Origin of the sequence: Melittangium boletus DSM 14713, assembly GCF_002305855.1 — a bacterium.
In the GTDB taxonomy this organism is placed as follows: Bacteria; Myxococcota; Myxococcia; order Myxococcales; family Myxococcaceae; genus Cystobacter; species Cystobacter boletus.
In genome coordinates this window covers 8,567,041-8,578,656 of record NZ_CP022163.1, presented here as the reverse complement: position 1 = coordinate 8,578,656, position 11,616 = coordinate 8,567,041, and the positions used below count along the sequence as shown (strand labels likewise).

The following is an 11,616-nucleotide window of genomic DNA, read 5'->3' as shown; positions in this document are numbered from 1 at the left end:
ATCACCCAGAGGCAACCCATGCGGAGCCTTCGGCGGAGGCGAAGGCTCGGTGCGGAACTCCCAGATTGTCCCGGCCGCCCCCCACCCACAAGCTGAGCGCGCATGGACTCCTTCCTGTTGCTCCTGGGCGCGGGCCTGCTCGCCGGCGCGATGAACGCCATCGCCGGCGGGGGCTCGTTCTTCACCCTCCCCGCCCTCGTGCTCGCGGGGGTACCCTCCCTGGCCGCCAACGCCTCGAGCACCGTGGCGCTCTTTCCCGGAGGACTCGCGAGCGTCTGGGCCTACCGCGAGGATCTCCAACCCCTGAATGGGGTGTCGCTCCGCCCCCTCCTGGCCACCAGCCTCCTCGGCGGCTTCCTCGGCTCGATGCTCCTGCTGCTCACGCCCCAGGCCGCCTTCGACCGCGTCCTGCCCTGGCTCTTGCTGTGGGCGACACTGACCTTCGCCCTGGGCCGGCGCCTGGGCGAGGCCCTGCGCCGGCGTGTGCGCATCACCGCCCTCCCGGTACTCGTCCTCCAGTTCCTGCTCGCCATCTATGGCGGCTACTTCGGGGGGGCGGTGGGCATCATGATGATGGCGGTCTGGAGCCTGTTGAGCCCGGCGGATCTCCACGGACTCAACCCCGCCAAGACGCTCCTGGTGGCCGCCACCAACGCCGTCGCCGTGCTCTGCTTCGTCGTGGCGGGCAAGGTGGCCTGGCCCGAAACCCTGACCCTGCTGGGGGCCGCGGCGGTGGGCGGCTATGGGGGCGCCCGAATGGCCCGGCGGATGAACCCGGGAGCGCTGCGACTCGGAGTCATCCTCGTCTCCGTGCTGATGACGATTGCGTTCTTCGTGCGCGCCCACTGACGGCCTCCAGTGCGAGACTGGGGGCATGCGAAGTCACCGAGTCTCCCGGGTCGCCAGTGCGGTGCTGCTGTTCCAATTGACGAGCGGCCCGGTGGCCCGTGCCGCCGGAGAGGCTCCCCCCGCCGAGGAGACCCCCACCGCCCCCGAGGTGCCCGGCGGCACGGAGTTCCTGCCCGGCAACATCGAGAACCCGGCCCTCGCCCAGGCCCTGGCCCTGGCGACCCAGCGCAGCGCCCCGGTGCTCGTCGTCAGCGGAGGCATCAGCCTCGGGGCCTATCAGGCGGGCTTCCTCTCCACGCTCGTGCGCTTCTGGAGCGTGGCCCGGCGCGAGGGCAAGCCGGGCCAGCTCGGCGACCCGATGCCCCGCGTCTGGACGGGCGCCTCGGCGGGCGCGGTGAACGCCCTGCTGGGAGGACTCGCCTCCTGTGACACCGCCTTCGAGGCGCCCCAATGGTCCCCCGAGGCGAGCCTCTTCTGGCGGGTGTGGATCGACAAGCTCGACCTGGCCCACCTGCTCCCGGAGGAGGACCAGAACCGCGGCGACCACCTCTTCAATGACGCCTACATGAAGGAAACCCTCCAGGTCATCTCCGAGGAGACGGGCCGGGCCCGCTTCCGGGACGACTGCTCCTTCGCGCTCGGCCTCACCGCGACCAACCTGGTGGGCCGGGACGTGCCCTTTGGCTCCGGGTGGCCCGAGTCCAGGGCCTCGCTCAAGCGCGTCACGGAGAAGATCGTCGTCCAGGTGATGACCCACGGAGCGCAAAAGCCCACGGTCCGCCTGCCCTTCCTCCAGGGAACCCCGGACGTGGCCCCGCCCTACATCCAGGTGCAGCGCGACGAGCTGCGCTTCTACCCGGCCCTGGGCGCCGAGCTTCCCCCGCGCACGACGGGGGGCCAGTCGGTGGGGCTCGACACGCTGCTGCGCGCGCCCCAGGCGTCGGGCGCCTTCCCGTTCGCGTTCTCGCCCGTGGACGTGTCCGTGTCGTTCTTCGACGAGGTGCGCTGGTCGCCCCTCCAATCGCTCAAGCTGGTGGATGGCGGAGTGCTCAACAACAACCCGCTCGACCTGGCGGTGCGGCTCGGACGGCGCTGGGTGGAGCGGGTGGAGCCGCGGGCGCAGACGCTCGACACGTCTCGCTTCCCCATCGTGTACCTGGACCAGGATGTCGTCGATTGGAGGTGGGCCCCGCCCCTGGCGCGCGACGAGAAGCTGATCAGCCCCCTGGAGTCGACCTACCTCCAGCACCTGGGCAATCTGCTCGCCGCCTCGCAGGACAGCGTCGTGCTCGACACCCTGGAGCATGACCCCACCCTGTCCGGACGCATCAAGATTCCCCGCCGCGGCGCGGTGCTCCCTTCCGAGTTCCGGTTCGCGATGATGGGCTTCTTCGACCGCCGCTTCCGCGAGCACGACTTCTACCGGGGCATGCATGACGCCATCCGGTTCCTGTCCACCCAGTTCTCCACCACGCGGACGGTGGAGGCGCTGGTGCCCTCCTCCGGCATGGAGCTGCCGTGGGATCGCGAGGCGCGCATCCGGCATGCGCTCGGCATCTCCTCGGAGAAGTTCCGGTGCGTGGAGGATGGCGCCTGTGAGGCCTCCGAGGAATTGATCGAGCTGGGCAGGCTGCGCCGGGCCTCGGACAAGTTGACGCACCTGGCGCGCACGGGCCGGCTGCGGGAGGACGACGTGGACGAGCTCCTCACGACGCTCAAGGACGAGGGCTATCGCTACAGCCCGGGCGTGATGAGCGAAGCGCCCGCGACCGGCACCCGCGCCGACTTCATGCCCGTGCGCGAGCGCGTCGGAAGGGCCTTCCACGATCTCGTCACCCAGCAGCAGGGCGCCTTGCGGCTCATCCTGCGTCCGGCCGGCTCCACCTTCCTGGACAAGTGGCTGACCTATACGCCCCCGCGCAACGCCCTCACCTTCCACCTGAGCCGGCAGCACGGCGTGGGGCTGGGGTGGGAAGCCCCCGTCATCTCCTTCGAGGACCGGGGGGTGGACAACGTGTATGACCGGAGCGAGTGGCGGCTGGGCGTGGCGCTGTCTGGCTTCGGCGTGCGGGACATGGATCAGCTCGTCCCCAACGAGACCCGGTTGCGCTGGGCCACGCTCGGGGCCTACGCCGACTGGGTCTCCGACCTGGATGGCTTCTCCGGCAACATCCGGTTGCTCGAGCTGGGGCCCTACGTCCGCTGGCGCATGGGCGTGGGTGCGTCGGGCAGCTACCTGCGAGGGCCGGAGGAATGGTCCCTCCTGCTGCCCGAGGTGCGCTTCGGATTGGATCTCTCCGAGGTGGTGGGCGTGCGCGTAGCCGTCCCCCTGTACATGCTCAACAAGCCCCAGGGCGGGCCCTTCCAGGCCGGACAGCCCAAGTTCTTCAAGGAGACGAGCGTGGGAGTGGAAGTGCTCCTCACCCACTGGTGACACGCCGCCCCGGGCTCAGCACTTGCCGCAGTCCACCTTGCACGAGTCGGGGCGCTGGTGCTTGCCGCACGACTCCGTGGACTGGCAGATGCCATCGCCACACGTGTAGACGTCCTGGGGACGGATCCGGGTGGTGATGGCGTGGTAGCTCACCCCCTTGTAGGTGCAGCGTGAGAAGGCCGAGCCGGTCGCATCGGGCTGGCAGACCGCGTGGCAGCTCCCGATGTGCTTGAGCGGCGGACACGCCTTGCCTCCCATCAACGCGCAAGCGCGCAGGCTGCTCTGGGTGGACGAGAACAGGTCCGAATCGTTGCCCACGAACAGCCCCTCGCCGTTGAAGAGGTTGCCGAAGAAGCACCCTTCCCGGAGCGTGTGGTCCGCCTGCTCACCGGATGTCACGGGGATGGACGCTCCCGCCGCGGTGGTACCCCGCAGGGACACGAGCACGGAGAGCCCGTACTTGTTGGTGAGCGCCCCGAGGCACGCGCTGACGGCCTGCTGCTCCTCCCGCGTCGCGGGTGAACCGGAGACCCACGCCGGCGCCAGACCCAGGTGGCCGTTCCAGATATGGGCGCGCCTGCCATCCCAATAGGTCCGGTGCTGCCCCGCGGGCACGGCGCAGCGCACCAGGTACTTCATGAAGGTGTCCGACTCCTCGGGGTGCTTGTTGAACCAGGAGACGAAGTCCTTGTGGTTCAGTCCGTTGAAGGCGAGTCCGTTGAAGGCGAGTCCGTTGAAGGCGAGTCCGTTGAAGGCGAGCCCGTTGAAGGCGAGCCCGTTGTCCTCCTCGAGCGCCTGATGGGCCGCCTGGCCGGCCTCCTCGAACTCGAGGTCGGTCTCCTCCAGGGGACTACACGCCAGGGCGAGGAACAGCGGGAACGCTCCACGGAGCAGCATCTTCTTCATGGCCCTCCTCCTTGTCGTGACGACCGGACATTTCGCGCTCGGGTGTGCACGACAGAAGACTCGTTCCAGTGAAACTGGGCTTCCCGACTTGACTCAGGAAGTGAGGAAACAAGGATTTCCCGCCGGACTGTCGCCGATGAACGCTCACGGCATGCACCCGTCGCGAGAGGCACAGTTCACCGCACCCCGGGGTACATGGTGCCCCCCTGGGAGGGCGTGGTATGTCTGTGTGTCCCTTGTCTCCGAAACTCTCTCCGACCGCCCCCATCCCCGGCAGTCCGACGACACCGGATCCCCTGCACGGCAGCTTCCGCTCCTCGCGCAATCGGGCCCACGCCGAGGAAGCCGAACGCCGCGCCCAGAGCCTCTTCGCGGACACGCAGCTCACGCAGCTGCTCAACGCGCCGAGCAGCCGCCCGAGCACCCTGTCCCGGGCACGCGACATCTTCGTCAACCGCAACCTGCGCATGTCGGGCATCGAGCTGGTCGGCTTCGACATGGACTACACGCTGGCCATCTACCACATGCGCCGGCTCGAGCAGCTCGCCTATGACATGACGCTCGCCAAGCTCATCAGCGAGCGCGGCTACCCGCCCGTCATCGGCCACCTGCAGTACGACCACCACTTCGTGATGCGCGGGCTCGCCGTCGACAGGGCGAACGGCAACCTGCTGAAGATGGATCGCTTCGGCTACGTGGGGCGGGCATGGCATGGCATGCGCCCCCTGCAGCGCGAGACATGGCACGCGCTCTACCGCAATCAGCGCGTGCGGCTCAAGGATCCGCGCTTCGCGTGGATCGACACGCTCTTCGCCCTGCCCGAGGCGTGGCTCTTCGCGGGCATCATCGAATTGCTCGAGTCACTCGGTCAGCGCGTGGACTACGGCAGGCTGTACGACGACATCCGCACCGCCATCGACGAGGTGCACCGCGACAACTCGCTCAAGCGCGAGGTGCGCAAGGATCTGTCGCGCTACGTCTTCCAGGATCCCGAGCTGGGCCCCGCGCTGCACAAGCTGCGCTCGGGGGGCAAGCGGCTGTTCCTGCTGACGAACTCGGCGTGGGATTACACGGACGCGGTGATGCGCTACCTGCTGGACGGCCAGATGGCGGAGTACGCGAGCTGGCGCAACTACTTCGACTACGTGGTGACGCTGGCCGCCAAGCCCGCCTTCTTCGCCGAGCAGCGGCCCTTCCTGGAGCTGGAGGTGGCGGGTCCCGGCGAGGAGGCCCGGGTGCTGGGCGAGGCCACGAGTCTGGAGCGCGGCAAGGTGTACCAGGGCGGCAACCTCGTGCAGTTCGAGCAGTACACGCACCGCGCGGGCGAATGCATCCTCTACGTGGGCGACCACATCTTCGGCGACATCCTCAAGTCCAAGAAGACGTCGCTGTGGCGCACGTGCATGATCGTCCAGGAGATCGAGGACGAGCTCACCTACACGGAGGGCCAGCGCGAGCGCATCTCGGAGCTGAGCGAGGTGGAGCTGACGCGCGAGCGCCTGGACGAGGCGGTGGCCGACCACAAGGGCCTGCTCAACGCGCTGGACCGGAGGCTGGAGCGAGGGGAGCTGGAGCCCGAGGATCAGGAGGAAGTGGAAGCGGAGCGGCGGCGCATCAAGGCGGAGCTGGACAAGCTGCGCTGGGCGCTGCGCGAGGCCACGGAGATCGCCGACACGCTCGAGCGGGAGGTGGAGGAAGGCTTCAATCCGTACTGGGGCCTGCTCTTCAAGGAAGGCAGCGAGAACAGCCGCTTCGGCGAGCAGGTGGAGCGCTACGCGTGCCTGTACACGAGCCGGGTCTCCAACTTCCTGCATGACTCGCCGTTGCAGTACTACCGCTCGCCCCGGGACTTGATGCCCCATGAGCAGGCGGGGGCGTGGAGCGCGAAGCTGTCGCCCGAGGGCGGAGAGGGCCCCGCCCCCGGCGACGGCTGAGCGTCCCCAACTCCGGGCGTGATCCAGTCGAGGCGGCACATCATCCCCGGTCGCCGCATGGAGGCCTCATGGAGCATCCGAGTTGCGACTCTCCAACCACTGCGCGCGTTGACGCAGTTCAGCAACATGGACATCCCAATCCGGTCCGAAGCACTCCAGGTCCGCGGCCGCCTTCCGAAGCAGCACCGGGTTTTCGGGCTCCTGAAGGCACGCCAGACGAAACGCCAGATTCCGGATCCAGACAGGAAGCGCTGGAAAGTCGCGCACATACACCTCATCCAGAAAATCAACGATGTCCTTGGATGAGCTGAAAGTGAGGGACTCGATGAATCGATACTCCGCCTCGCTTCTCGCAGGACCAGGCGTGTCAGGTATGAGTGAGAACAACTCCGAAAGACTGGCCATGGACTCCACCTCACAAAGGGAAGTACGTCGATACCGCGATTTCGCCAGTATTCAGCATCACGGCTCTGAAGCCCACGGGATGCGAACCAGTGATGACGGAGCCCTGGAATGGACCATTGAAACTGGGAGTGCCAGGAACCGGCAGCGTGCCTCCTGATGCCCTGAAGGATTCCATCCACTGCATGATGGCTGTTTCAATTTCGTCGGCAGTCAGTCCTGTGCCACTGAAGCTCTTGCTGCTGCCATCTGGACGCTCGTGAGGTCGGTTGTAACCGTGGCCAGTATTGAATCGGTATTTGGTCCCTCCAGGACTTGTCCTACTGGTCCATGAATTTGTCTGCGCTGAGCCGCTAACAATGGTGGCGTTGCCACTGCCTGCCTGCACGACCGCGGCCACCGCGGTGGGTGCGAGCCCCACGGTCATGGCGCCCTCGGCGATGGAAATAGAGCGAACGCCTCCTGTCATCGCCGCAGACATCTGGATGCCCGCATTGGTTTCAGCCGCCAGTGCCGCTCTCGCGAAGCCAGGAAGCATAGGGCCTTTCGAGACCATATTCGCCGCCCCTCCACCCAAAGCCGCCGTCAGCGCCAGAATGAAAACTCGCGCCCCGTTCACGCCCATCACCTTCCCGAAGTGGTGCCCCGCGTCTTCCAACTCCTCGAAGGACATTGCCTTTTCCGAGTCCGCGGACAAGCGCTGCCATCCCTCTACGAGGCTCATGAAGGCATCCAAGCCGACGTATGCGATGACGTAGGTTGTCAGTAACCGTTCACCGCCCCGGCTCGGTTGAGGAGGAGGCAGGAAGGAGGTAACGGGAGAAGTAGTGCTGGACGAGGGGACGGGAGACGTGGTGTAGCAGAGACATGGCGGAAGTGGATTCCCGAGCCGCGCGGATTGCGGAACTGGAAGCGATGGTGGCCGCGCGAGACGCGCGGATAGCGGAGTTGATGGCGAAGGTGGAAGCACTCACTGCGCGTGTGGCGGAGTTGGAGGCGCGCCTGAGCCAGAACTCGAGTAACTCCTCCAAGCCGCCTTCCTCGGACGGCCCTGGAGCCCGGCGCCAGCCGAAGAAGCCAACGGGCCGAAGTCCTGGGGGCCAGCCCGGACACAAGAAGCATGAGCGCGAGCTGCTGCCGCCCGAAGAGGTGCGGCACGTCGTCGAGTTGGTGCCCAAGGAGTGCAAGGACTGTGGGCGTCGGCTGGAGGGAAGAGACGTGGAGCCGCGCCGCCATCAGGTGGTGGAGGTGCCGCCGCTGTCGGCCGTTGTCACGGAGTATCGCAGCCATGCGCTGGAATGCGGCGCGTGCGGCACGGTGACACGAGAGGAAGTGCCCGGGTACGCCAGCAGTGCCTTCGGAGATAGGTTGGGCGCGCTCGCCAGTCTGCTGGTGGGCAAGTACCGGCTGTCCAAACGACTGGTGAAGGACGCGCTGTCGGACATGGTGGGGGTGCGGCTGTCAGTGGGCAGTGTGGTGAATCTGGAAGGGCAAATGGCCGAGGCGCTCGCCCCGGCGGTGCGCGAGGCTGGCGAGTACGTGAAGGCCGCCGACAGGGTGCACGCGGACGAGACGGGGTGGGTGGAGGGGCGGCGGGAAGGCCGAGGCCAACGTGCCTGGCTGTGGCTGGTGGCCACGGCGTTGGTGGCTGTCTTTCACATCGCTCGGAGTCGCGGGGCCAAGGTAGCGCGTGCGCTGCTGGGAGAAGACTTCGCGGGCATCCTGGGCAGTGACAGGTGGAGCGCGTACGCATGGTATGACCCGGGCCTGAGGCAGTTGTGCTGGGCCCACCTGCTGCGCGACTTCCAGGGCTTCATCGAGCGGGGCGGCGAGGGAGGGCCGCTTGGCGAGGCGTTGATGCGGCAAGTCGAGCGCTTCTTCACCTGGTACCACTGGGTGCGCGATGGCACGGGAGGACTTCGAGAAGAGGATGCCCGAGGTGGAGCGCGAAGTGGGCCGACTGCTGCGCCGGGCCGCGGTGTGCGCGCAGAAGAAAACAGCCGGCATGGCACGGGAAATCCTCCGGTGGGAGAAGTGCCTGTGGACATTTGTCGACATACCGGAGGTGGAGCCGACAAACAACTTCGCCGAGAGGTGCCTGCGTCACGCGGTCATGTACAGGAAGACATCCTTTGGCACGCAAGGCCCCGAAGGCAGCCTCTTCGTGGAACGAATCCTCACGACCGTTACCACCCTCAAGTTGCAACGGCGAGGCGTGCTGGACTTCCTGACGGACACCCTCCACGCACATCGACGGGGCCTTTCGACTCCCTCGTTGTTGCCCCTTCATGCCTCGGTCCAACTCTCGGCCTCAGCCTGAGTCGGTGAACGGTTACGGTTGTCAGAGCGATGGCCACGAGCTTCGTCAAAGGCTCGGGCGCCACAACGAGGAGCATGTAGGCTGCCATCGCAGAGGTAATCATCGCCTTGAAGGCGAGCGGATGGACAACCTCCTTCACGGCATCCTGAACCCCTCGCCATACCCCATCCCAGGCGAAGGACAGGGCCATCTTCCGCCGTGCCTTGGCGTCCAGAAAGGTAAAGCCGTCATCCAACAGGGAGAAACACTCGCCCGGATGTTCCCGCCGGGAGCACCCTGCACCAGGGTCTTCGTCCTGAACATGAGGCGATGCATCCCACAAGGCGAGCCGGACGCGCGGGATCCCTTCTTCCTCGAGACGAAGAGAGAAGCGCATGTCCAGCACGAGCTGAGTCATCGCCTTCTGGAATTCGCTCTCGCCAATCCCGATGTGCTGACTCTTCGGCGGAGTGTTGTAGAGCGACAGCAAAATTGACCCCCTCGCGACACTAAAACTGACCCCCTTCCAGAGCCCCTGGACTTGGGAGGTCAGTGCGATGGAAGAGACGGCGGAAGTTGTGGCACCCCGCGCGGCGGAGGTGCCGATGGTGGAGCAGGAAGTGGTGCGGCGCATCCGCGTGCTGGCGGAGGCGGGCTGGGGCCACAAGCGGATAGCGCGCGAGGTGGGCGTGGCGCGCAACACGGTGCGGCGCTACGTGCGCGCGGGCCGAGCGGCCGAGAAGCAGGTGAGGCCCAAGGCGAGGCGGCTCACCTAGGCCGAGCAGCAGCGAGCGGTGGAGTTGTGGACGGGAGCGGCGGAGGGCAACGCCGTGGTGGTCAAGGCGCTGCTGGCGCAGGAGGGCGTGGAGGCAGGCGTGCGCACCGTGCAGCGAGCGGTGGAGGAGAAGCGACGACAGGAGCACGCGGCACAGGTGGCCACGGTGCGCTTCGAGACGAAGCCAGGGCAGCAGATGCAGGTGGACTTCGGCGAGAAGAAGGTGCGGCTGGGAGGGCAGTGGGTGAAGGTGTTCCTGCTGGTGGCCGTGCTGAGCTTCTCGCGGCGGCTGTTCGTGCGCGCCTTCCTCAATCAGCGCGGAGACGACTGGAGAGAGGGAGTGGCGGCGGCGTTCGTGCACTTCGGAGGCGTGGTGCTGGAGGTGCTGGGGGACAACGCGCGGCCCCTGGTGGAGAAGCACGACAGACGGGCCGGCACGGTGCGCTTCCACCCGGGCTGGGTGGAGTTCTGCCGCGACTGGGACGTGACGCCCAAGGCGTGCGGGCCGTACCGCGCGCGCACCAAGGGCAAGACGGAGTCGGGCGTCAAGTACGTCAAGCGCAACGCGCTGGCGGGCCGGGAGTTCGACTCCTTCGGCGAGCTGGAGAGGCACCTGGCCGAGTGGATGGCAGAAGCGGACATGCGCGTGCACGGCACCACGCACGAGCGGCCCCTGGACAGGTTCGAGCGAGAGGAGAAGGCGGCGCTGCGAGCGCTGCCCGCGCGTGCGCTGCCGCGTCGTCAGCAGAGGCTCAAGCGCAAGGTGGCCAACGACGCGCTGGTGGACGTGGACACGGTGCGCTACAGCGTGCCGCACCGGCTGGTGCGCGAGAGCGTCGAGGTGCAGGTGGGAGACAGCGAGGTGCGCATCTTCCACGCCGGAGTGCTGGTGGCCACCCACGCGCGGGGCAAGGAGCCGCATGGCAGAGTCGTCGACGAGGCGCACTGGGAGGGCCTGTGGCGAGCGCGCGCCGTGCAGCCCGTGGAGGGCAGCGGCGGCAAGCTGAGCGCGCTCGGGCGCTCGCTGGAGGACTACGCGGCGGTGGTGGAGCAGGGCGCGCGGCGAGGTGCGGCATGAGCCACGAGCTGGTCCACGCGCGCGTGCGCGAGCACCTGGAGCGGCTGAGGCTGGGACACCTGGCCGAGAGGTTGGACGCGTTGCTGGCGGAGGCGGCACGCGGCGAGCCCACGTACCTGGACTTCCTCGACGCGCTGCTGAGCGAGGAGATGGGGGCCAAGCAGCGCAAGCGCGTGAGCATGGGGATAACAATCGCGCACTTCCCCGCGGTGAAGACGCTGGAGGACTTCGACTTCAAGGCGCAGCCCTCGGTGGACGCGAAGCTGGTGCGGGAGCTGGCCACGGGACGCTTCATCGCCCAGGCGCAGAATGTGCTGCTCTTCGGCCCACCGGGCGTGGGCAAGACGCACCTGGCGATTGGGCTGGGCCGCGCGGCGGTGGAGAGCGGACACTCGGTGCTCTTCACCAGCGCCACGGCACTGCTGGCGGCGCTGGCCAAGGCCGAAAGCGAGGGCGTGCTCAAGGACAAGCTCAACTACTTCGCCAAGCCCAAGCTGCTGGTGGTGGACGAGTTGGGCTACCTGCCCTTCGAGAAGCGCAGTGCCCACCTCTTCTTCCAACTGGTGGCGCGTCGCTACGAGAAGGGCAGCCTGCTTCTCACCACCAATCAGCTGGTGGGCCAGTGGGGCGGCGTCTTCGGCGATGACGTGCTGGCGGCGGCCATCCTCGACCGACTGTTGCACCACAGCCACACGCTGCTGATTCAAGGCGACAGCTACCGGCTGCGGCAGAAGCGCAAGGCCGGGCTGCTGGGCCGTGGCTCGCCGCAGACCCCTGACGCCGGAGCAGAACCCGGGCGCTGAGCCTCGGAAGCCGCCTCCGCGCGCCCTCGCTCGAGAAGCAGCGAGGGCGCGCTCCGGCGGACATCCGCAGTAGAACGACGGAGCATCTCGACGTAGAACAACGAGCCCGGGAGGGGGTCAGTTTTAGTGACGTAAG

6 protein-coding genes and 4 pseudogenes are annotated in these 11,616 nt (G+C 67.3%); 6 read left to right on the top strand and 4 right to left on the bottom strand.

Annotated elements, in window-relative coordinates; genetic code table 11:
• Positions 1-102: 102 nt before the first annotated feature.
• Positions 103-849, top strand: a complete 747-nt coding sequence (locus MEBOL_RS35535) for a sulfite exporter TauE/SafE family protein (protein ID WP_170115658.1) — start codon at positions 103-105, stop codon at positions 847-849.
• A 25-nt stretch (positions 850-874) separates the two neighbouring features.
• Complete coding sequence (locus MEBOL_RS35530; RefSeq protein WP_095981563.1) at positions 875-3,283, top strand: patatin-like phospholipase family protein; 2,409 nt, start codon at positions 875-877, stop codon at positions 3,281-3,283.
• Between the two features lie 15 nt (positions 3,284-3,298).
• Here the strand turns inward: MEBOL_RS35530 and MEBOL_RS35525 are convergent, their stop codons facing one another.
• A complete protein-coding gene (locus tag MEBOL_RS35525; protein ID WP_095981562.1) occupies positions 3,299-4,189 on the bottom strand; it encodes a hypothetical protein in 891 nt (296 codons plus the stop codon).
• Positions 4,190-4,410: 221 nt separating this feature from the next.
• On the opposite strand from MEBOL_RS35525, the gene MEBOL_RS35520 reads away from it, so the two are divergent.
• A complete protein-coding gene (locus MEBOL_RS35520) occupies positions 4,411-6,123 on the top strand; it encodes an HAD-IG family 5'-nucleotidase (RefSeq protein WP_095981561.1) in 1,713 nt (570 codons plus the stop codon).
• 66 nt (positions 6,124-6,189) lie between these two features.
• Here the strand turns inward: MEBOL_RS35520 and MEBOL_RS41615 are convergent, their stop codons facing one another.
• Positions 6,190-6,528, bottom strand: coding sequence for a hypothetical protein (locus tag MEBOL_RS41615; RefSeq protein ID WP_157823859.1), 339 nt, complete (start codon positions 6,526-6,528; stop codon positions 6,190-6,192).
• Positions 6,529-6,538: 10 nt separating this feature from the next.
• Positions 6,539-7,291, bottom strand: a pseudogene (locus tag MEBOL_RS43400) (AHH domain-containing protein); the annotation flags it as partial.
• 101 nt (positions 7,292-7,392) lie between these two features.
• Here MEBOL_RS43400 and tnpC point away from each other — a divergent pair.
• A pseudogene (gene tnpC / locus MEBOL_RS35505) lies at positions 7,393-8,845 on the top strand (IS66 family transposase).
• 7 nt (positions 8,846-8,852) lie between these two features.
• On the opposite strand, the pseudogene MEBOL_RS44265 reads toward tnpC, so the two are convergent.
• Positions 8,853-9,275, bottom strand: a pseudogene (locus tag MEBOL_RS44265) (AHH domain-containing protein); the annotation flags it as partial.
• Positions 9,276-9,429: 154 nt separating this feature from the next.
• Here MEBOL_RS44265 and istA point away from each other — a divergent pair.
• Together istA and istB are read left to right on the top strand one after the other, a co-directional pair.
• Positions 9,430-10,677 (top strand): annotated as a pseudogene (istA, locus tag MEBOL_RS35495) (IS21 family transposase).
• Positions 10,674-11,480 (top strand): IS21-like element helper ATPase IstB, encoded by an 807-nt coding sequence (gene istB / locus MEBOL_RS35490; protein WP_095981559.1) that lies wholly within the window; start codon positions 10,674-10,676, stop codon positions 11,478-11,480. Before istA ends, istB begins: the two are co-directional and overlap by 4 nt.
• Positions 11,481-11,616 lie beyond the last annotated feature (136 nt).

Excerpts from the sequence above, each read along its gene's own strand:
- MEBOL_RS35530 (WP_095981563.1), top strand. The coding sequence starts at position 875 with ATGCGAAGTCACCGAGTCTCCCGGGTCGCCAGTGCGGTGCTGCTGTTC.
- MEBOL_RS35525 (WP_095981562.1), bottom strand. The coding sequence starts at position 4,189 with ATGAAGAAGATGCTGCTCCGTGGAGCGTTCCCGCTGTTCCTCGCCCTG.
- MEBOL_RS41615 (WP_157823859.1), bottom strand. The coding sequence starts at position 6,528 with ATGGCCAGTCTTTCGGAGTTGTTCTCACTCATACCTGACACGCCTGGT.
- MEBOL_RS35520 (WP_095981561.1), top strand. The coding sequence starts at position 4,411 with ATGTCTGTGTGTCCCTTGTCTCCGAAACTCTCTCCGACCGCCCCCATC.
- MEBOL_RS35535 (WP_170115658.1), top strand. The coding sequence starts at position 103 with ATGGACTCCTTCCTGTTGCTCCTGGGCGCGGGCCTGCTCGCCGGCGCG.
- istB (WP_095981559.1), top strand. The coding sequence starts at position 10,674 with ATGAGCCACGAGCTGGTCCACGCGCGCGTGCGCGAGCACCTGGAGCGG.